The organism is Microbacterium sp. (assembly GCF_052099035.1).
GTDB lineage: Bacteria > Actinomycetota > Actinomycetes > Actinomycetales > Microbacteriaceae > Microbacterium.
Genome location: NZ_JBQDSX010000051.1, coordinates 1 through 19,651, shown reverse-complemented (window position 1 = coordinate 19,651; position 19,651 = coordinate 1). Strand labels below are relative to the sequence as shown.

Below are 19,651 nucleotides of genomic sequence, written 5' to 3'. Positions count from 1 at the left end.
GAAGTACCGCCACACTCCGACGGCCACCGAGGTCATCGAGGGCGAGCCGATGACGCTGCACCGCCTGCCGTCGGTGCGCTGGCCCCCGCACGACTGGCTGCGGTTCGTGTGGCCGTGGCGCTCGAAGCATTACGCGCGCAAGGTGATCGACCGGGTCAAACCGGATGTCGTGCACATCCAGTCGCACATCGTCATCGGCCGCGGCCTGTCGCGCGTCGCGCATGAGCGTGGCATCCCGGTCATCGCCACCAACCACGTGATGGCCGAGAACATCCTCGATCACACGACGATGCCGAAGTTCATCGATGACATCGTCCTGAAGCTCGCCTGGGCTGACGCCACGCGCACGTTCGCTCTCACCCGGGCGATCACGACCCCTACGCGTCGCGCCGCCGACTTCCTCGAGCGCACCGTCGACGTCGAGGGTGTGATCCCGGTCAGCTGCGGCATCGACCGCACCCAGTACACCCCGGCGATCGGACCGCGCGAGAAGAACCGCATCGTCTTCGTCGGGCGCATCACCGCCGAGAAGCAGGTCGAGGTCATCCTCGAGGCGATGACGAAGCTCGATCCGGCACTGGATGTGACCTTCGACATCGTCGGCGGCGGCGACCAGCGCAAGAGCCTCGAACGGCTCACCGGCGAGCTCGGCCTGTCCGACCGTGTCACCTTCCACGGGCGCATCACCGACGAGGAGCTGCGCGGACTGCTGTCCCGTGCGAGCCTGTTCGTGATCGCGTCGATCGCCGAGCTGCAGTCCATCGCTACGATGGAGGCGATGGCCTCGGCCCTGCCGATCGTCGCGGCGGATGCTGTCGCGCTCCCGCACCTCGTCCATGACGGCGAGAACGGATACCTGTTCGAACCCGGCAACGTCGACGAGTTGGCCGCGAAGCTCACCACCGTGCTCACGGCGGAGCCGCAAGAGTACGAGCGGATGCAGCAGGCATCCCTCGACGGCGTCATCGTCCACGACATCAACCGCACCCTCGACACGTTCGAGGCGCTGTACCGCGACCAGCCGCTGCCGGCGTAGCGGACCCTGGCCATGCACATCGTCTTCTTCGGCGATCAGCACCTCGCATCGCTCGGCGGCGCGCAGGTGTCGATGCGGCTGCAGAAGCAGTACCTCGAGCGTGCCGGGCACACGGTGACCGCGGTCGCGCCGAAGATGCACAATGGCAGTGTCTTCGGGTGGCCGAATCCCTTCGACCTGCCTTCCATCCCGATCACGCTCGACCGCGAGTACTCGATGTCCTGGCCGGGTCGGCGCACCGACCGCTTCCTCGATCGTGCGTTCGCCGGCCGTCCACCGGTCGATCTCGTACACGTGCAGGCGGACTTCTGGGGTGCGTTCATCGGGCATCGCTTCGCGGATCGCCACGGCATCCCGGTCGTGCACACCATGCACAACCGCGTCGACGTCGGCATGGCGGCGGTCACGCCGCTGCACCGGCAGGCGCTCGCCGTGCTGAACCTGTGGCGGCGGCAGTCGATGCGCGGCATCGGCCAGCCCGTCGCTGGGAACGACGGCTGGGCGTTCCTGCGCGGCATCGCCCAGGGGGCAAGCGCGGTCACGGCGCCATCGGGCCACTTCGCCCGCCGGCTGGAACAGCACGGAATCTTCCCCGAAGTCGACGTGGTCTGGAACGGCATCGACGACGAGCTGCTCGCATCGATTCTCGCGACGCGCGGGGAGCGCCAGCCCGGCCGCCCGCGCTTCGTGTGGCTCGGGAGGATGAGCCCGGAGAAGCGGCTGCTGCCGTTCCTCGAAGCGGTCGTCGCCTCCCGCGTGGATGCTGACATCGAGGTCATCGGCGGTGGCGGGCAGCTGCGGGCAGCGGAGCGCATCGCCCGCGGGCACGACGGCATCCGATTCGCGGGTCGCCTGCCGTACGGCGAAACTCTCGCTCGTATCGCCGCAGCGGATGCTGTGGTGCAGACCTCCATCGGATTCGAGACGCAGGGGATGACGCCGTTCGAAGCCGCCACCCTCGGCACGCCGACCATCGTCAGCGACCCCGACATTGCCACCGAGCTGGGTGGCGGGCTGTGGACGGTGCCGGATGCGTCGGTCGCCGCGCTCGCCGAGACGCTGACGCGCGCAGCATCCGACATCAGGGCGGGTGGCGCACCGGTGCCGGTTCCCGAGGTCGCGGAGGCCTTCCGCCAGTCATCGCGCACGGCGGCGATGATCGAGATCTACGAGAGGGTGCTGGCAGCCCCCTGACGCGCTGGCGATACGCTGAGCCTATGACCAGCCCTGCGCCCACGAACCGTCCCGCGTCGCCGGCCCATCCAATGCTGTCGTCGAGCCTGCGCGTGCTGCTTGCGCTGGCAGCATCCGTGATCGTCATCGCGGGGCTTTTCCTCGCCCGCGAGGTGGTCGGGCCGATCGCGCTGGCGATCGTCATCGTCGTCATCTGCGAACCGATCCGGATGCCGCTGATGCGGCGCGGTCTGCCATCGTGGCTCGGATCCCTGCTGGTCATCGTGCTGGCGTACATCATCCTGCTGGCCATGGGGGCACTGCTGTGGTTCGCGGGAACGCAGTTCGCGCACCTGGTCATGGACCTGGCATCGGACGGCGCCGTCACGAAGCAGCTCAACGCGTTCGCCGCCTGGCTCAACGATGTCGGCTTCGGTGAGGAGGCGACGGATGCCGTGGCATCGCTGCTGGCCCCGGCGAACTTGCTGAAGGTGGTGCAGAGCGTCGGCGGCACCGTCCTCGCCGTCGCGACCGCGCTGTTCTTCGTGTTCGCGTACATCATCTTCATGGCCGTCGATGCTGCGCGCTACCGTCACGCACCCGAGGTGTTCGGTGCCACCCGCAGCCACGTCATCGGGCGGATCACGCTGCTGAACCACGGCATCCGCCGTTATTACATCGTCAACGCGAGCTTCGGCGCGATCGTCGCGATCATCGACGGTCTCGCGCTGTGGTGGATGGGGGTGCCCGCCCCGATCGTGTGGGCGATCCTCGCGTTCGTGACGAACTTCATCCCGAACATCGGGTTCATTCTCGGCCTTGTTCCCCCGGTGATCCTCGCCATCGCGATCGGGGGCTGGCCACTGGCGCTCGGAGTGATCGCCGTGTACAGCGTCGTCAATGTCGTCCTGCAGGTACTCGTGCAGCCGAAGTTCGTCAGCGATGCCGTCGACCTCAGCCTGACGCTGAGCTTCTTCTCGGTGATCTTCTGGACGTTCGTGATCGGGCCGCTCGGCGCCATCCTCTCGATTCCGCTAACACTGCTCACCCGGGCTCTTGTGCTGGAGGGCAATCCCGACGCGCTGTGGCTGCGATGGGTGAGCGGGGATCGGACGGCAGTGCCGCAACCAGCGGAGCCCGAGCCGGCGCTCGTGCGCCGTCGCAGACGCCGGTGGATCTGGCAGCGCTGAGCCAGCTCAGAAGGGCATCAACGACCCGACACTGTTGATCATGAAGCTGAAGGCGGTGCCGGCCACGACGGCGATGCCGATTCCGGCGGCGATTCCGGCGGCAGCCTGCGGGGTACCGCTGCGGCGCAATCCGACGAAGCCGCAGATGAGCGCCGCGAGTCCCGCCGCGAAGGCGAGAAACGCACCGACCCCGTTGATGAGGCCGTACAACCGGTACCCGTCCGTGCGGATCATGATCTGAAACACGATGCTCGTGACGACGTTGATGCCGAGCGCGACGATACCCAGGATGAGGCCGATGCGGCCTGCGGGATTCCCCGTTCGCGGGGCGGGATCCTGCGCGGGGTAGCCGGCTTGTGGCTGCTGCGCGGGGTAGCCGCCCTGCGGCTGCTGCGATATGTACGGCGGGAGGTGGTGCGGATTCTGCGCGGGCTGCTGCGGGTCGCTCATGCCGCCGAGTTTATCGGCGGGCACGGACTCAGCCCCAGTGACCGGGCGCGGTGAGGTTCGATTCGTCGATCGTGACGCCGTGGTGTCCGACATCGGCCACGCAGTACAGAAGTGACTGCGTGGGATAACCGTGCGGACGGTTGTCGCGGATGATCGCCGCATCATCGGTCGGGTCGAGCTCTGCGGATGCTGCGAGCAGTGCGACCCAGCGCTTCTCCCAGCCGTCGGTCCGTGCGGCGTTCTTTTGGAACTCCGGCAGCCAGCGCGCGATGCGGGCGGTGGCCGGATCATCCAACCCGTCGTGCGCGATCATGTGGACGCCCTGCGGCACCGGGGTTTCGGTCAGCGTCTCGCCATCCCAGGACAGCACGCGCGCGGCATCCGGTCCGACTTCGAGCAGGTTGAAGCCGTGCATCGGCAGGGGCGCTTCGGGCGAGCGTCCTGCGACGGACTCCAGCGCGAGACTCCCGCGGCTGTGCACCTGGTCTTCCGGGAGGTCGAGCACATCGGCGCGGTTGAGGAGCACGGCGAGGCGGTGAGCCTCGGTGTCGACGGCGAGCCAGGCGCCGCCGGCGCGGCGATCGCGGATGCCGATCACTCCGGGATACTGCTCGGGCCACCACGCACCGAGGGAGTCCCAGGCGCGTGCGGGATCCTCATCGCGGACAGCGAGGAGCCGGGAGCCGCCGGGCTCTGCGACATCGATGACGACCGTGCACACGCGGCCCAGTCTAAGGGCGGTTTCGGCGATGCCCGCCCGAGTGTCCGACCCGTCAGGCAGAATCGAGGCATGAACATCGTCGTCGGAGTCACGGGCGGTATCGCCGCGTACAAAGCGGTGCAGCTCGTGCGGCTGCTCATCAAGGCGGGGCACGACGTGACCGTGATTCCCACCGAAGACGCGCTGCGGTTCGTGGGGACTCCGACCTGGGAGGCCGTGAGCCGGAACACGGTCACCACCAGCGTGCACGACGACGTTGCACGGGTGCGGCACGTCGCGCTCGGCCAGGCCGCGGAGCTCGTGATCGTCGCCCCCGCCACAGCGAACACGATCGCGAAGATGACGGCAGGCCTCGCCGATGACCTGCTCGGCACGACGCTGCTCGCCACCACGGCCCCGGTCGCGATCGCCCCCGCGATGCACACCGAGATGTGGCGGCATCCGGCGACGCAGGCCAATATCCAGACCCTTCGCGAGCGCGGCGTGCACGTGCTCGGCCCCGGTGACGGCGAGCTGACCGGCGGAGATTCGGGACCAGGGCGGATGCTGGAACCCGAGGAGATCTACGACCGCGCCCTCTCGGTGCTCACCCCGCAGGACCTCGCTGGCCGCACGGTCGCCGTCTCCGCGGGAGGAACGCGAGAGCCGATCGACCCCGTGCGCTTCCTCGGCAACCGCTCCAGCGGACGTCAGGGGGTCGCGCTCGCCGCGGAGGCTGCCGCGCGTGGCGCGCAGGTCACGCTCGTCGCCGCGAACATCTCCGCCGACGTGCTCGCCGCGGCGCAGCATCCGCATATCGAGATTCGCAGGGTCGGCACCGCTGCCGAGCTCGGCGAGGCGATGGCGGATGCCGCGGCATCCGCCGACATCGTCGTGATGGCGGCCGCTGTCGCCGACTATCGACCGGCGAACGCCGCCGACCAGAAGCTGACGAAGGAGGAGGGTGTTCTCGACCGCATCGATCTGGTCGAGAACGACGACATCGTCGCGGGCCTGGCCGCATCCCGGCGCCACGGCCAGGTCATCGTCGCGTTCGCGGCGGAGACGCTGGTGGATGCCGACGCCCGCCGTGAGCGCGCGAAGCGCAAGCGCGAGCGCAAAGGCGTCGACCTGCTCGTCGTCAACCGCGTCGATGCCGAGCACGGCTTCGAGAGTCCGGACAACGCGGTCGAGGTCATCGGTGCGGGTGGGGCTGTCGTGGCATCCGCTTCCGGATCGAAGCGGGAAGTCGCGCGCACGATCTGGGGCGCCGTCATCGCCGAGTGAAGGCGCTGAGCGCCTCCTCGATCTCGTCCACGGCCGCTCGGATCGAGGCGTTCACATCCTCGATCGCTGCGCGCATCGCCTCCTGCGCTCGGGGATCGGAAGGAGCATCCTCGGCGTCGAGCGCGGCGTCCCGGGCGGTATCCAGGTGCACGGCGAGGTCGGCGATGTGGTCCATGAGGCTCTGCACATCGGCACTCGCGGCGAGGAAACCCGCCCAGCGCGCGAGCGCATGCGTGATCGCGCGGCGCTCGCTGTGGATCGCGTCGAGTACGGCGATGTGATCGCCCGAGGCATCCACGGTGCGCGGCACGATGGTCCCGCGGCTGAAGTGGCTGTGCTCCTCATCCCCGAGGGCATGCAGCAGATCGGTGAGAGCGAGATGCGTCACCGGATACCAGCGTCGGTGGTCAGCGCCTGCCATCCATCGCTCGAAGAACAGCGCCGTCAGAAGGAACGTCAGCAGTCCCGCAGCGATACCGGAGAGGATCACCGCCTGCTGCCACAGCCCCGTGGCCACATCGATCCAGATGGCAACGACGAAGACGATGGCCAACAGTGCGAAGCCGATGAGCTGCATGAGCCGACGGCGTCGGCGTGAGAGTTGCGAGTTCATGGACGACCCCTTCCACTCAGGCCTCACCATAGCCGGGAACTCTGGCCTCCACTTCTTGTTCGTTCTTGCTGCCTCTTGCTCACAGCTCGGCCACCTGATAAAATTGAGTCAACAACACTCAACTTTGTTAGGAGCACTTCCAGGAGGAAGCAGATGACAACGCCCGCACAAGAAGACCAGCAGTCCGCCCTCGAGCAGTTCGGCATCAACCTGACCGACCGCGCCCGCCAGGGCAAGCTCGACCCGGTGATCGGACGCGACAGCGAGATCCGTCGTGTCAGCCAGGTACTCACCCGCCGCACGAAGAACAACCCCGTGCTCATCGGTGAGCCCGGCGTCGGAAAGACCGCTGTCGTGGAGGGTCTGGCGCAGCGCATCGTCGCAGGCGACGTCGCCGAATCCCTCAAGGGCAAGGACCTCATCACTCTCGACATCTCCGCCCTCGTGGCTGGTGCGATGTACCGTGGCCAGTTCGAAGAGCGCCTGAAGCAGGTCCTCAAGGAGATCACCGAGTCCGACGGGCAGATCATCACCTTCATCGACGAGCTGCACACACTCATGGGTGCGGGCGGCGGCGAGGGGTCGGTCGCGGCATCCAACATGCTCAAGCCCATGCTCGCCCGCGGTGAGCTGCACCTCATCGGTGCGACCACACTCAACGAGTACCGCGAGTTCATCGAGAAGGATGCCGCTCTCGAGCGCCGCTTCCAGCAGGTCTACGTCGGCGAGCCGACGGTCGAAGACTCGATCGCGATCCTGCGCGGGCTCAAGGGCCGTTACGAGGCGCACCACGGAGTCACGATCGCCGACAGTGCGCTGGTCGCGGCCGCTGCGCTGTCGAACCGGTACCTGCCGAGCCGACAGCTGCCCGACAAGGCGATCGACCTCATGGATGAGGCCATGTCGCGGCTGAAGATGGAGATCGACTCGTCTCCGGTCGAGATCGACCAGCTCAAGCGTCAGGTCGACCGGATGAAGCTCGAGGAGTTGGCGCTGAAGCGTGAGAAGGATGCTGCATCCAAGGAGCGCCTGAGCGCGCTGCGCGAGCAGCTCGCCGTGCAGGAGCGCGAGCTCGCCTCCCTCGAAGAGCGCTGGACGCGCGAGCGCCAGGGCCTCAACCGCGTGGGAGAGCTGAAGAAGCAGCTCGACGACGCGATCACGCAGCGTGATCTCGCGATGCGCGAAGCCGACTACACGAAGGCATCGAAGCTCGAATACGAGACGATCAAGCGCCTCGAGCGCGACATCACCGAGGCCGAGCAGGCCGAGGCTGCCTCGGCGGAGTCCGGCGAGGGCCGCATGGTCAACGAGCAGGTCACCGATGAGGACATCGCCGCCGTGATTGCGGCGTGGACCGGCATCCCGGTCGGGCGCCTTCTGCAGGGCGAGAGCGAGAAGCTGCTGCACCTGGAGAGCGAGCTCGGCAAGCGCCTGATCGGGCAGAAGGAGGCCGTCGGCGCCGTGTCGGATGCTGTGCGCCGCTCGCGTGCGGGCATCAGCGACCCCGGTCGCCCGACCGGATCGTTCCTGTTCCTCGGGCCGACGGGTGTCGGAAAGACCGAGCTCGCCAAGGCGCTCGCCGAGTTCCTGTTCGACGACGAGCACGCCATGGTGCGCATCGACATGTCCGAGTACGGCGAGAAGCACTCGGTGTCTCGCTTGGTCGGTGCCCCTCCGGGATACGTCGGCTACGAGCAGGGCGGACAGCTCACCGAAGCCGTGCGCCGGCGTCCGTACAGTGTCGTGCTGCTCGATGAGGTCGAGAAGGCGCATCCCGAGGTGTTCGACGTGCTGCTGCAGGTGCTCGACGACGGCCGTCTCACCGACGGTCAGGGGCGCACGGTCGACTTCTCGAACGTCATCCTCGTTCTCACCTCCAACATCGGCTCGCCGATCCTCATCGACCCGGTCATGTCGCTGGCCGACAAGCGGGATGCCGTGATGGCGCTCGTGCGGCAGGCGTTCCGCCCGGAATTCCTGAACCGTCTCGACGACATCGTGATGTTCCAGGCGCTGACGGAGGACGACCTCGCGCAGATCGTCGAACTCACCGTCGATCAGCTGCAGCGGCGGTTGCAGGATCGTCGGCTCACGCTCGCCGTCACCCCGGATGCCCGGTCGTGGCTCGCCGAGCGCGGGTACGACCCGGTGTACGGAGCGCGCCCGCTGCGCAGGCTCATCACGACCGAGGTGCAGAACAAGCTCGCAACCGCTCTGCTCTCGGGCGGAGTGCGCGACGGCGACACCGTGCGCGTCGATGTCGCGCCCGACGGTTCGGGCCTGGCGCTGACCGCGGCCTGACCTGCCCGTCGCGCCCGCGCGCCCGTCGCGCCGCGCGCCCGCGCGCCACCCACCCCAACCCGGTTCGCCGAGGCCCCTCCTGGTCGTCGGCGCCCCTCCTGAATTACGTATTTCACGAGGGGCGCGGATGCTCCGGAGGGGCCTCGACGTTTCATCGGGGTGAAGAACCGGGAATCTTTCGGGGTGATCGAGGGAAATAACACCGCGCAATTCGGTGCAGCGTCGATAGAGTCTCGTCTCGTGTGTGTCGTGCGATCTCATCGGAGAGCGGCGCGACGAGAGACAGGAGTTGTGGATGATGCGTATTGGCATCGTGCAGGAACAAGACGGTGAGACTCGGGTCGCCGCGACGCCGCAGACGGTCGGCGCACTGCGCAAGATCGGTTACGACGTGGCGGTCCAGGCGGGAGCGGGTGTGGCATCCGCCTACCCCGACAGTGCCTATGCCGCAGCCGGCGCGGAGATCGTCGGTGCAGACGAGGCGTGGGCATCGCCCATCCTGCTGAAGGTCAATGCCCCGACGGATGCTGAGATCGCCAGGATCGCGGACGGCGCGACGCTCATCGCGCAGCTGAGTCCGAACATGCGTCCGGAGCTTCGGGCAGCGCTTGCGACTCGCGGAATCACCGCGCTCGCTCTGGATGCTGTGCCGCGGATCTCGCGCGCGCAGTCGATGGATGTGCTCAGCTCCATGTCGAACATCTCCGGCTACCGTGCGGTCGTCGAGGCGGCGAATGAGTTCGGCCGATTCTTCACCGGTCAGGTCACGGCCGCCGGCAAGGTTCCCCCGGCGAAGGTGCTCGTCGCCGGTGCCGGCGTCGCGGGCCTCGCCGCCATCGGCGCAGCATCCAGCCTCGGCGCGATCGTACGCGCGACCGACCCGCGACCTGAGGTCGCCGACCAGGTGAAGTCCATCGGTGGTTCGTACCTCGAGGTGATCGTGCCCGAGGAGCAGAAGGAGGTCTCCTCCGACGGGTACGCCAAGGCAACCAGCGAGGCGTACAACAGTCGCGCCGCCGAGCTCTACTCCGAGCAGGCCGCCGACGTCGACATCATCATCACCACGGCTCTCATCCCAGGACGTGCCGCACCGATTCTGATCACCGCCGCGGATGTCGCGAGCATGAAGCCGGGCAGCGTCATCGTCGACATGGCGGCAGCTCTCGGCGGAAACGTCGAAGGGTCTGTTGCCGGACAGCGCGTCGTCACCGACAACGGCGTCATCATCCTCGGCTACACGGATCTTGCCGGGCGGCTCCCCACCCAGGCATCGCAGCTCTACGGTACGAACCTCGTGAACCTGCTGAAGCTGCTCACTCCTGAGAAGGATGGCCAGCTCGTCCTCGACTTCGACGACGTCGTGCAGCGGGCCGTGACGGTCGTGCGCGACGGCGAAGAGACCTGGCCGCCACCACCGGTGCAGGTATCGGCGGCGTCGGTTGCGAAGGCGGCCGACCCTTCGACAGGCTCAGGGACCGAGGAAGCGCCCAAGAAGAAGCCCCTCTCGGCCGGTGCGAAGGTCGCGCTGATCGCCGTCGGCATCGCCGCGCTCTTCCTCGTGAACGCCGTCGCCCCCGCTCCGCTGCCGCAGCACTTCACTGTGCTGATGCTGTCGGTCGTGATCGGCTTCTACGTGATCGGCAAGGTGTCGCACGCCCTGCACACGCCCCTCATGAGCGTCACCAACGCCATCTCGGGCATCATCATCGTCGGCGCGATCGTGCAGATCGCCACTCCGAACATCGTGGTGCAGATTCTTTCCGCGATCGCTGTGCTCGTGGCATCCATCAACATCTTCGGCGGGTTCGCGGTCACGCGACGAATGCTGAAGATGTTCTCGAAGGGAGCCAGCAAATGAGCGCGCTGGAGATCGCCGCATCCGTCGCGGGCGCCGCGTACATCGTCGCGGCGCTGCTGTTCATCATGAGCCTCGCGGGGCTCAGCAAGCACGAGTCCTCGCGGGCCGGTGTCACATACGGCATGGTCGGCATGGCGATCGCGCTCGTCGCCACGATCTGGGTCACGTTGCAGGGTGCCTGGGGTCAGCCGCAGGCCATCGTCGGCCTCGTTCTTCTTCTCGTCGCGATGCTCGTCGGCGCGGTCATCGGACTGTGGCGGGCGCGCAGCGTCGAGATGACCGGGATGCCCGAGCTCATCGCGCTGCTGCACAGCTTCGTCGGTCTCGCGGCTGTTCTCGTCGGCTGGAATGGACACCTGCACAGCCCGGGGCTCACCGGCGCACTCGCCGACATCCACCACGCCGAGGTCTTCATCGGCATCTTCATCGGTGGCGTGACCTTCACCGGTTCCATCGTCGCGTTCCTGAAGCTGTCCGGGCGCATCTCGTCCAAGCCCCTCATGCTCCCCGGCAAGAACGTGCTGAACCTCGGCGCGATCGTCGTGTTCATCGCTCTGACCGTCTGGTACGTGATCACGCCGACGCTGGTGCTGCTCATCATCGTCACCGTTCTCGCGCTCGCGCTCGGCTGGCACCTGGTCGCCTCGATCGGCGGCGGCGACATGCCCGTGGTCGTCTCGATGCTCAACAGCTACTCCGGTTGGGCTGCGGCCGCGGCGGGCTTCCTGCTGAACAACGACCTGCTGATCGTCACCGGCGCGCTGGTCGGGTCGTCGGGTGCGTACCTTTCGTACATCATGTGCAAGGCCATGAACCGTTCCTTCATCTCGGTGATCGCGGGTGGCTTCGGTATAGCCGCCCCCACGAAGGACGAGGTCGACCACGGCGAGCACCGCGAGGTGGATGCTGAAACCGTCGCCGACATGCTCGCCAATGCTTCATCGGTCGTGATCACGCCGGGCTATGGCATGGCTGTGGCGCAGGCGCAGTATCCGGTCGCCGAGCTCACGCAGAAGCTGCGTGACCGCGGGGTCGATGTGCGCTTCGGCATCCATCCTGTTGCCGGACGTCTGCCGGGCCACATGAACGTGCTGCTGGCCGAGGCCAAGGTGCCGTACGACATCGTGCTCGAGATGGACGAAGTCAATGACGATCTGGCATCCACCGCCGTCGTGCTCGTGATCGGCGCGAACGACACCGTGAACCCGGCCGCCGCGGAGGATCCGGGCAGCCCCATCGCTGGGATGCCGGTGCTGCGCGTCTGGGAGGCCGAGAATGTGATCGTGTTCAAGCGGTCGATGGCCTCGGGATACGCGGGCGTGCAGAATCCGCTGTTCTTCCGCGAGAACGCGCAGATGCTGTTCGGTGACGCCAAGGATCGCGTCGACGACATCCTGCGGGCGCTGTAGGACGCCCACCCCTCGTTCAGGTCGCGATTTCTGTCGGTATGGCGGAGGCTAACCGACAGAAATCGCGACCTGAAGATAGCGTTGGCCTCATGAGACTCTCCGGCGGTAGGTTCGTACGCATCTTTCAGTGGATCGCCCCGGTGCTGCTGCCCCTGCTCGTCCTGTTCGGGCGCGGGATCATCGGTGCGCCGATGGGCTGGATGACACTCATCGGTGGCTTCTTCGCCCCGTTCGTGGTCATCGCGATGTACTTCGCCCCGATCATCGTGGTCTTCGATCGTGATGCGAAGGCCGCGCGCAGCACCCGCCTGTTCTACGACATCGCCAGCTGGGTCACCTGGGCCGCGCTGCTCGTGATGATGTTCACGCTGGTAGATGGGGGAGATGCACCGCCGTTCGGATCGGCTGTCTCGGCGTGGGGCTGGATGAGCAGCGACGCGTCGTCGATTATCTCCGGCGTCGCTGTTCTTATCGCGGCCCTCGGCTGGTTGGCGACGCTCGCCACGGCGATCGTGGGCGTTGTCTCGTCGCGAAGTAGTCGTTAAGTTCCGCGAGACATCACTTCCGGCATGACACATCGCGTATGTGGCGGTGTCTCGTGCGGGAAGTGATGTTTCGCCGAGGATCTAGCGTCCGGTGAACTCCGGGCGCCGCTTCTCCTGGAACGCCGCGAACCCCTCCCGGTAGTCGGCGGTATCGCGCAGCGACGCCTGATTGATGTTCTCAGCGGTGACGGCATCCCACAGCGCGAGACGTTCGTCGCGCAACCGGGCGACGAGGCGCTTGCTCGCGAGGAATGACTGCGTCGCTCCCGCGGCGGCACGGGATGCTGCGCCCTCTGTCGCCGCGTTCACCTCGTCTGCCGGGAAGACCTGTGAGAAGAGCCCGGACTGCACCGCTTCCGTGCCGGTCATGAGCCGCCCGGTGTAGATGAGGTCCAGCGTCTTGTGGGCGCCGAGGCGCTCGTAGAACAGTGCATGTCCGCCGGAATCGAGCGTCGCACCGAGCGCGGCGAACGGCGACCCGATCTTGGCGGAGTCGGCGACGTAGACGACGTCCGTGGCGATCAGCAGCCCGAGCCCCACGCCCAGGCACGCGCCGTGTGCCGCGGCGAAGGTCGGCGCCGGGAACGCAGACATCTTCTTCAGCAGGGGAGTGAGGTGCCCGTCGAGGTATCCCGTCACATCATCGGTTGCGGCGTCGACGCCAGCGATGTCGCGGCCGGCGCAGAATGCCGGGCCCTCGCCGCGCAGCACCAGCGCTCGCACCCCGGCGGCTTCCGCCTCGTCGTATGCAGCACCGAGGTCGCGCAGCGCCGGTACATTCAGCGCGTTGCGCTTCTCGGGAGCGTTCAGCACGATGCGGGCGACGTCGTCGGCGATGGTCAGATCGATCATGGTCTGCACTCCGTTCAGGCGTCGTAGTCGACGACGACTCTCTCGGTGGTCGGGTGGGACTGGCAGGTCAGCACATAGCCCCGCTCGAGCTCATCGGGTTCCAGCGCGAAGTTCTGCGTCATCCGCACCTCACCCTCGACGAGGTGGGCGCGGCAGGTTCCGCAGACTCCTCCGGCACACGCGAACGGCACGTCACCGCGGACGCGCAGCGCAGCATCCAGAATCGCCTCGTTCGCGGCGACGGGGGACTCCACGGTCGAGGACAGGCCGTCGAGCGTGAACTCGATACGCCGCACCTCATCGCCCGTGTCGATGACGACGGGGCGTCCGCGGTCGACGCGCGGGCCGTCCGCGTCGCTCGTGAAGAGTTCGAAGCGGATGCTGTCGGCGGGCACACCGCGTTCCTCGAACGTCTCGCGGCACAGCGAGACGAGATCGAACGGTCCGCAGAGGAACCACTCGGTCACCGTCTCCGGCAGCACGAGCCCGTCGAGGATCGCGCCGAGCTTCTCGGCGTCGATGCGTCCGGACAGCAGGGGTGCGGTGCGCTGTTCGCGGGAGAGCACGTGGTGCAGCGCGAGGCGCGAGGGGTAGCGATCCTTGAGGTCGGCGAGCTCGTCGAGGAACATGACATCCTGCGTGGCGCGGTTCGTGTAGACGAGGCTGAACTGCGCTGAAAGAGACGACGCCAGCACGTGCGCGGCCAGCGCCATCATCGGGGTGACGCCCGAACCCGCGGCGATGCCGGCGATGTGCGCATGGTCGAGGTCGGGGAGATTCGTGGTGAACCTGCCCTCTGGACTCATGACTTCGATGCGGTCTCCGGGCTTGAGGTTCTCGTGTGCCCAGACGGAGAACAGTCCGCCGAGGTCGCGCTTGATGCCCACGCTGATGCTGCCGGCAGACGGCGGGCGGCAGATCGAGTAGCTGCGGCGCACCTCGTGACCGTCGACGTGCGCGCGCAGCGCAACGTACTGGCCGGGGAGGTACTGATAGTCGTCCGCGAGTTCCGGCGGTACCGCGAACGTGACCTCGATGCTCTCGCTCGTCAGGGGTCGGACCTCTGCGACCTCGAGCTCATGGAAGCGTCCGCGACGGCGGGTGGTGGTGTTCATAGGACTTTGAAATGGTCGAAGGGCTCGAGGCAGGCGTTGCATTCATAGAGCGCCTTGCACGAGGTGGAACCGAAGCGGGTGACTTCGCGGGTGTCGAGCGAATCGCAGCGCGGGCACTTCACCGCGAGGCGGAGCTTGACCAGGCCCTGACCCTGCCGAAGGGCCGCTCGTCCGTTGGGGGGAGCGATGCCGAAGTCGCGGAGCTTCTGCTTTCCAGCATCCGTCATCCAGTCTGTCGTCCAGGCCGGCGCCAGCGTCGTGCGCACGGCGACGTCGCCGAACCCCGCGGCGGTGAGCGCGAGGATGACATCGTCGCGCATGGTGTCGAGGGCGGGGCATCCGCTGTATGTGGGCGTGAGGGTGACGGTGACGCGCTCGCCGTCTCCATCGACCGTGACGTCGCGCAGTACACCGAGGTCTTCGATCGTGAGGACCGGGATCTCGGGGTCCGTGACGGATGCCGCGACCCGCCAGGCTTCTTCGTGCCGCGTCAGGGTCACCATGTCGCCCCCGGATGCTGTCGGGCCAAGACCTGCATCTCGGCGAGGATGTGCCCGAGGGCGGAGAAATGGCTGCCGTGGCGTCCGCCTCCGGACGACGCTCGGACATCCGGCAGTTCGAGTTCGGCCTCAGCGAAGACAGCGTCGATCGCGGCGTCGAACCCTTCGCGCAGGGTCGACGGGCGTACAGCGATGCCGTCGAGTTCGTCGATCAACGGCTCATCGCGGAACAGCTCGTCGACATAGGGCCAGACGTCGCGGATCGCGCGGATCATTCGGCGGCGCGACTCGTCGGTGCCGCCGGCGAGGCGCAGCGTCCACTGCACGGCGTGATCACGGTGGTAGTCGACCTCCTTGAGCGACTTCTCCGCGATGGCCGCGAGGGTCGCGTCTTTCGACGCGCGCAGCGAAGAGTACAGCTCATAGAGATAGGCGGATGCCGCGAGCTGACGCGCGATCGTCTGCGCGAAGTCGCCGTTGGGCTGCTCGAAGAGCCAGGCGCTGCGGAACTCCGTCTCGTCGCGCAAATAGGCGAGATCATCCTCGGTGCGCCCGTCTGCGGTGCCGGCGTAGCGCAGCAGCGAGCGGGCGTGACCGAGCAGGTCGAGGGCGATGTTCGCCAGCGCCACGTCTTCTTCGAGCTCGGGGGCATGGGCGATCCAGGCACCGAGCTGCTGGGAGAGGATCAGGGAGTCGTCGCCGAGCCACAGGGCGTATTCGGCAACATCTGCGCTCGCGACGGCGTCGCTGTCGCCGGAGAGTTCGGCCGCGAGGTTGAGCTGGTCGACGGTGACGGCCCCGTGCGGTGATGTGGACGTTTCGACTGATTCCGCGGGTCGTTGAGCGGAGGGGGCGGAGCCGTGCGGTGATGTGGACGTTTCGACTCGCTCCGCTCGCTCAACGCGTTTCGTCTCGCTGCGCTCGCTCAACGACCCGCGAACGCTAGCCTCACCAGAGACAGTCACAGGTGCGGCACCCCCTCGGACGCGGTGTAGTACACGGCGTGACGGTAGTTCTTGCCGGCCGGGCTCTCGAAGAATGAGCCCTTGGCGTCCGGGTCGCTGGCGGTGATGGCATCCGATGGCACGACCCAGATCGACGTGCCTTCGCCGCGCCGCGTGTACAGGTCGCGGGCGTTGCGGACGGCGAATTCGGCATCCGGGGCGTGCAACGAACCCGCGTGAACATGGCTCATGCCGCGGTTCGCGCGGACGAACACCTCCCACAGGGGCCACGTTTCAGAACTCATGCTGCTACCTCCTCGGCGCGCGCCGAGCGCTTGCGCGCGTACTCCGCTGCCGCCTCGCGCACCCATGCGCCGTCCTCATGCGCTTCGCGTCGCGCGCGCAGCCGTTCGACGTTCATCGGGCCGTTGCCCTTCAGTACCTCGAAGAACTCCGTCCAGTCGATCTCGCCGCCTAGGTAGTGCTGCGTCTCCTCATCGAAGTGCAGCTCGGGATCGGGCAGCGTGATGCCGAGGATCTCTGCCTGCGGGACGAGCATGTCGACGAAGCGCTGGCGCAGCTCGTCGTTCGAGAAGCGCTTGATGTTCCACGCCATCGATTGCGCCGAGTTCGGGGAGTCGCCGTCCGGCGGCCCGAACATCATGAGCGAAGGCCAGTACCAGCGGTCCACGGCATCCTGCGCCATCGCGCGCTGCGCATCCGTCCCCTGCATGAGCGTCAGGAGGATCTCGAACCCCTGTCGCTGGTGGAACGACTCTTCTTTGCAGACGCGGATCATCGCGCGTCCGTACGGACCATACGATGCCCGGCACAGCGGTACCTGGTTGCAGATCGCGGCGCCGTCGACGAGCCAGCCGATCGCACCCATGTCGGCCCAGGTCGGGGTCGGGTAGTTGAAGATCGACGAGTATTTCGCTCTGCCTTCGATGAGTTGTTCGGTCATCTCGTCACGGGTGATGCCGAGGGTTTGGGCGGCCGAATAGAGGTACAGGCCGTGGCCGGCCTCATCCTGGACCTTCGCCATCAGGATCGCCTTGCGCTTGAGGCTCGGCGCGCGGGTGATCCAGTTGCCCTCCGGCTGCATGCCGATGATCTCGGAGTGCGCGTGCTGGCTGATCTGCCTCGTGAGGGTGCGGCGGTAGTCGTCCGGCATCCAATCGCGCGGCTCGATGCGCGAATCCGCGGCGATGATCTCGTCGAAGCGGCGCTGTTCGGGGGTGATCTCGGTCATTCTGACCCCTTCGTCTTTACTGACCGTACGTTCAGTAATTCTTCCATATCGGATGCTGAAATGCCACCGCGTCCGGCGATGTCAGGGGTCTGGGGCAGAGTTGAGCCATGACCCTCGACACCACCGCGACGCATGAGGCGGCTCTCACAGCGCTGCGCGAACTCGTCGGGCGCGACGATGCCGCGTTCCACGACGGGCAGTACGAGGCGATCGAGGCTCTCGTCAGTGGGCGCCGTCGCGCGCTCGTGGTGCAGCGGACCGGCTGGGGAAAGTCCGCGGTCTATTTCGTCGCGACGCTGCTGCTGCGCCAGCAGGGAGCAGGGCCCACGGTGCTCGTCTCGCCGCTGCTCGCGCTGATGCGCGACCAGATCGCGGCAGCCGAGCGAGCCGGTGTCCGCGCGGTCGCGATCAACTCGACGAACGCGCATGAGTGGGATGACGTGCTGGCACAGCTCGACCGTGACGAGGTCGATGTCCTGCTCGTGTCTCCCGAGAGGTTGAACAATCCGGCGTTCCGCGAGCAGCGGCTGCCGACGCTGGTCCAGCGCATCGGGATGCTCGTCGTCGACGAAGCGCACTGCATCAGCGACTGGGGGCACGACTTCCGCCCCGACTACCGACGACTGCGCGACCTGATCGCGCAGATGCCGGCCGAGGTGCCGGTGCTTGCGACGACCGCCACGGCGAACAGCCGGGTTGTTGCGGACGTCGAAGAGCAGCTGGGCGTGACGGGAGACGCGGGCGTTCCCGTGCTCACCATTCGCGGTCCGCTCGCGCGATCTTCGCTGCGGCTGGGGGTGCTGCGCCTGCCCGATGCCACCCGCAGGCTGGCGTGGCTGCTCAGTCATATCGACGAGATGCCGGGGTCGGGCATCATCTACACGCTCACCGTTGCCGCAGCGGTCGACACGGCCCGCCTGCTGCGCGAGCGCGGTCATGAGGTGCGGGCGTACACCGGCCAGACCGACCCCGACGAGCGTGCCGAGTCCGAGGGCATGCTCAAGCGCAACGAGGTCAAGGCGCTCGTGGCGACGAGTGCTCTCGGTATGGGGTTCGACAAGCCCGATCTCGGTTTCGTGCTGCACCTCGGAGCGCCGTCGTCGCCGGTCGCCTACTACCAGCAGGTCGGTCGCGCCGGACGAGCGAGCGATAGCGCGGACGTGTTGCTGCTTCCGGGGCCAGAGGATCGTGACATCTGGCACTATTTCGCCACGGCGTCGATGCCCGACCAGGAACGCGCCGAGCGAGTGATCGCAGCCCTCGGTGATGCGTCGATCTCGACTCCTGCGCTGGAGGCGATGGTCGACATCCGCCGCACTCCGCTCGAGCTGCTGCTGAAGGTGCTCGACGTAGATGGTGCCGTGCGCCGTGTGCAGGGCGGCTGGGTCGCGACGGGGGAGAGCTGGACTTACGACCGCGAGCGCTACGAGCGCATCGCGGCCGAACGCCTCGCCGAGCAGCAGAGCATGATCGAGTATCAGCAGACCGACGGATGCCGGATGGAGTTTCTGCAGCGCTCACTCGACGATGACACGGCCGCTCCCTGCGGGCGGTGCGATAACTGTGCCGGAGCCTGGTTCCCGAGTGAGATCGGAGCGACGGCGACGGCTGCGGCATCCGATTCTCTTGACCGGGTGGGTGTCGCGATCGATCCGCGTCGACAGTGGCCGACCGGAGCCGACCGCCTCGGCGTTCCGGTGAAGGGGCGGATCGCCGCCGAGGAGCAGGCGGGGGAGGGACGGGCACTCGCCCGACTCACCGATCTTGGCTGGGGTGGAACCCTGCGCGGGCTGTTCGCCGCGGGGGTGCCGGATGCACCGGTGACACAGCAGGTGCTCGCAGCCTGCGTGCGGGTGCTTGCCGAGTGGGGTTGGGCAGAGCGGCCGGTCGCTGTCGTGGCGATGCCGTCGCGCTCGCACCCGCTGCTCGTCGACTCGCTGGCACGGGGGATCGCCGAGATCGGCAAGCTGCCGTATATCGGGGCGCTCACTCCCGTGGACGGTGGACCATCGGGACAGCCGGGCGGGAACAGCGCGTTCCGGCTCGCCGGAGTCTGGGACCGCTTCAGCGCCGAGGATCTAGAGATCCCGGCGGGCCCAGTGCTGCTCGTGGACGATCAGGCCGACAGCCGCTGGACTCTCACCGTCGCCGCACGTGCGCTGCGGCAGGCCGGTGCCACGGAGGTGCTTCCGTTCGTGCTCGCGCTGTGCGGGTGACGTCGACCGTTCCTGCGCGTACTCATCGTGCGCGTACTCATCCTGCGCGTTCGCGCACACGTGGGCGCGGCGTTCCTGTGGCGTGCCAGTGCTGCTTTCGATCCCACCAGAGCGGACCGCGGATCTCGGGAACGCCGTGATTCATACGGATGCGCCACTCGGACAGGTGCAGGTTTCGGTGGTGCCACCAGCACAGCAGCACTCCGTTGC

18 protein-coding genes are annotated in these 19,651 nt (G+C 67.3%); 9 read left to right on the top strand and 9 right to left on the bottom strand.

Annotation, left to right across the window (positions count from 1 at the left end; genetic code table 11):
- The 3 genes from ACTIAO_RS13495 to ACTIAO_RS13485 all read left to right on the top strand — a co-directional run.
- On the top strand, positions 1-1,036 hold a 1,036-nt coding region (locus tag ACTIAO_RS13495; protein WP_441906737.1), incomplete at its 5' end, for a glycosyltransferase.
- 12 nt (positions 1,037-1,048) lie between these two features.
- Positions 1,049-2,230 carry a glycosyltransferase family 4 protein gene (locus tag ACTIAO_RS13490; protein WP_441906736.1) on the top strand — a complete coding sequence of 394 codons (1,182 nt, stop codon included), beginning with the start codon at positions 1,049-1,051 and terminating at the stop codon, positions 2,228-2,230.
- A 23-nt stretch (positions 2,231-2,253) separates the two neighbouring features.
- Positions 2,254-3,399 carry an AI-2E family transporter gene (locus ACTIAO_RS13485; RefSeq protein ID WP_441906735.1) on the top strand — a complete coding sequence of 382 codons (1,146 nt, stop codon included), beginning with the start codon at positions 2,254-2,256 and terminating at the stop codon, positions 3,397-3,399.
- Between the two features lie 6 nt (positions 3,400-3,405).
- On the opposite strand, the gene ACTIAO_RS13480 is transcribed toward ACTIAO_RS13485, so the two are convergent.
- On the bottom strand, positions 3,406-3,849 hold the full coding sequence (locus ACTIAO_RS13480; RefSeq protein ID WP_441906734.1) for a hypothetical protein: 444 nt from the start codon (positions 3,847-3,849) through the stop codon (positions 3,406-3,408).
- Positions 3,850-3,877: 28 nt separating this feature from the next.
- Positions 3,878-4,570, bottom strand: coding sequence for an NRDE family protein (locus ACTIAO_RS13475; protein ID WP_441906733.1), 693 nt, complete (start codon positions 4,568-4,570; stop codon positions 3,878-3,880).
- Between the two features lie 69 nt (positions 4,571-4,639).
- On the opposite strand from ACTIAO_RS13475, the gene coaBC reads away from it, so the two are divergent.
- Positions 4,640-5,836: a bifunctional phosphopantothenoylcysteine decarboxylase/phosphopantothenate--cysteine ligase CoaBC gene (gene coaBC / locus ACTIAO_RS13470; protein ID WP_441906732.1), complete on the top strand. Its 1,197-nt coding sequence runs from the start codon at positions 4,640-4,642 to the stop codon at positions 5,834-5,836.
- Here coaBC and ACTIAO_RS13465 read toward each other — a convergent pair.
- Positions 5,823-6,449, bottom strand: a complete 627-nt coding sequence (locus ACTIAO_RS13465; RefSeq protein ID WP_441906731.1) for a hypothetical protein — start codon at positions 6,447-6,449, stop codon at positions 5,823-5,825. The two genes, coaBC and ACTIAO_RS13465, sit on opposite strands and share 14 nt — an antisense overlap.
- A gap of 153 nt (positions 6,450-6,602) precedes the next feature.
- Between ACTIAO_RS13465 and ACTIAO_RS13460 the strand changes: the two genes are divergently transcribed.
- The 4 genes from ACTIAO_RS13460 (at position 6,603) to ACTIAO_RS13445 (ending at position 12,562) form a co-directional block, all read left to right on the top strand.
- Entirely contained in the window at positions 6,603-8,750 is a 2,148-nt protein-coding gene (locus tag ACTIAO_RS13460; RefSeq protein ID WP_441906730.1) for an ATP-dependent Clp protease ATP-binding subunit, read from the top strand.
- A 295-nt stretch (positions 8,751-9,045) separates the two neighbouring features.
- Positions 9,046-10,608 (top strand): Re/Si-specific NAD(P)(+) transhydrogenase subunit alpha, encoded by a 1,563-nt coding sequence (locus ACTIAO_RS13455; RefSeq protein WP_441906729.1) that lies wholly within the window; start codon positions 9,046-9,048, stop codon positions 10,606-10,608.
- On the top strand, positions 10,605-12,017 hold the full coding sequence (pntB, locus tag ACTIAO_RS13450) for a Re/Si-specific NAD(P)(+) transhydrogenase subunit beta (protein ID WP_441906728.1): 1,413 nt from the start codon (positions 10,605-10,607) through the stop codon (positions 12,015-12,017). Before ACTIAO_RS13455 ends, pntB begins: the two co-directional genes overlap by 4 nt.
- An 89-nt stretch (positions 12,018-12,106) precedes the next feature.
- The gene (locus ACTIAO_RS13445) at positions 12,107-12,562 is read left to right on the top strand and encodes a hypothetical protein (protein WP_441906727.1); all 456 of its coding nucleotides are present in this window, start codon (positions 12,107-12,109) and stop codon (positions 12,560-12,562) included.
- A gap of 81 nt (positions 12,563-12,643) precedes the next feature.
- On the opposite strand, the gene ACTIAO_RS13440 is transcribed toward ACTIAO_RS13445, so the two are convergent.
- The 6 genes from ACTIAO_RS13440 to paaA are packed head-to-tail and all read right to left on the bottom strand — an operon-like array spanning position 12,644 to position 17,225.
- Positions 12,644-13,414, bottom strand: a complete 771-nt coding sequence (locus tag ACTIAO_RS13440; protein ID WP_441906725.1) for an enoyl-CoA hydratase/isomerase family protein — start codon at positions 13,412-13,414, stop codon at positions 12,644-12,646.
- Between the two features lie 14 nt (positions 13,415-13,428).
- A complete protein-coding gene (gene paaE / locus ACTIAO_RS13435) occupies positions 13,429-14,529 on the bottom strand; it encodes a 1,2-phenylacetyl-CoA epoxidase subunit PaaE (RefSeq protein ID WP_441906724.1) in 1,101 nt (366 codons plus the stop codon).
- Positions 14,526-15,032: a 1,2-phenylacetyl-CoA epoxidase subunit PaaD gene (gene paaD, locus ACTIAO_RS13430; protein WP_441906723.1), complete on the bottom strand. Its 507-nt coding sequence runs from the start codon at positions 15,030-15,032 to the stop codon at positions 14,526-14,528. The genes paaE and paaD overlap by 4 nt, the downstream gene beginning before the upstream one ends.
- On the bottom strand, positions 15,026-15,958 hold the full coding sequence (gene paaC / locus ACTIAO_RS13425) for a 1,2-phenylacetyl-CoA epoxidase subunit PaaC (protein WP_441906722.1): 933 nt from the start codon (positions 15,956-15,958) through the stop codon (positions 15,026-15,028). Before paaC ends, paaD begins: the two co-directional genes overlap by 7 nt.
- Before the next feature lie 32 nt (positions 15,959-15,990).
- Positions 15,991-16,278, bottom strand: a complete 288-nt coding sequence (paaB, locus tag ACTIAO_RS13420) for a 1,2-phenylacetyl-CoA epoxidase subunit PaaB (protein ID WP_441906721.1) — start codon at positions 16,276-16,278, stop codon at positions 15,991-15,993.
- Entirely contained in the window at positions 16,275-17,225 is a 951-nt protein-coding gene (gene paaA, locus ACTIAO_RS13415) for a 1,2-phenylacetyl-CoA epoxidase subunit PaaA (RefSeq protein WP_441906720.1), read from the bottom strand. The genes paaB and paaA overlap by 4 nt, the downstream gene beginning before the upstream one ends.
- A 107-nt stretch (positions 17,226-17,332) precedes the next feature.
- On the opposite strand from paaA, the gene ACTIAO_RS13410 reads away from it, so the two are divergent.
- Positions 17,333-19,441, top strand: a complete 2,109-nt coding sequence (locus tag ACTIAO_RS13410) for a RecQ family ATP-dependent DNA helicase (protein WP_441906719.1) — start codon at positions 17,333-17,335, stop codon at positions 19,439-19,441.
- Positions 19,442-19,651 lie beyond the last annotated feature (210 nt).

Excerpts from the sequence above, each read along its gene's own strand:
- ACTIAO_RS13490 (WP_441906736.1), top strand. The coding sequence starts at position 1,049 with ATGCACATCGTCTTCTTCGGCGATCAGCACCTCGCATCGCTCGGCGGC.
- ACTIAO_RS13485 (WP_441906735.1), top strand. The coding sequence starts at position 2,254 with ATGACCAGCCCTGCGCCCACGAACCGTCCCGCGTCGCCGGCCCATCCA.
- ACTIAO_RS13480 (WP_441906734.1), bottom strand. The coding sequence starts at position 3,849 with ATGAGCGACCCGCAGCAGCCCGCGCAGAATCCGCACCACCTCCCGCCG.
- coaBC (WP_441906732.1), top strand. The coding sequence starts at position 4,640 with ATGAACATCGTCGTCGGAGTCACGGGCGGTATCGCCGCGTACAAAGCG.
- ACTIAO_RS13465 (WP_441906731.1), bottom strand. The coding sequence starts at position 6,449 with ATGAACTCGCAACTCTCACGCCGACGCCGTCGGCTCATGCAGCTCATC.
- ACTIAO_RS13460 (WP_441906730.1), top strand. The coding sequence starts at position 6,603 with ATGACAACGCCCGCACAAGAAGACCAGCAGTCCGCCCTCGAGCAGTTC.
- ACTIAO_RS13455 (WP_441906729.1), top strand. The coding sequence starts at position 9,046 with ATGATGCGTATTGGCATCGTGCAGGAACAAGACGGTGAGACTCGGGTC.
- pntB (WP_441906728.1), top strand. The coding sequence starts at position 10,605 with ATGAGCGCGCTGGAGATCGCCGCATCCGTCGCGGGCGCCGCGTACATC.
- ACTIAO_RS13445 (WP_441906727.1), top strand. The coding sequence starts at position 12,107 with ATGAGACTCTCCGGCGGTAGGTTCGTACGCATCTTTCAGTGGATCGCC.
- ACTIAO_RS13440 (WP_441906725.1), bottom strand. The coding sequence starts at position 13,414 with ATGATCGATCTGACCATCGCCGACGACGTCGCCCGCATCGTGCTGAAC.
- paaE (WP_441906724.1), bottom strand. The coding sequence starts at position 14,529 with ATGAACACCACCACCCGCCGTCGCGGACGCTTCCATGAGCTCGAGGTC.
- paaD (WP_441906723.1), bottom strand. The coding sequence starts at position 15,032 with ATGGTGACCCTGACGCGGCACGAAGAAGCCTGGCGGGTCGCGGCATCC.
- paaB (WP_441906721.1), bottom strand. The coding sequence starts at position 16,278 with ATGAGTTCTGAAACGTGGCCCCTGTGGGAGGTGTTCGTCCGCGCGAAC.
- paaA (WP_441906720.1), bottom strand. The coding sequence starts at position 17,225 with ATGACCGAGATCACCCCCGAACAGCGCCGCTTCGACGAGATCATCGCC.
- ACTIAO_RS13410 (WP_441906719.1), top strand. The coding sequence starts at position 17,333 with ATGACCCTCGACACCACCGCGACGCATGAGGCGGCTCTCACAGCGCTG.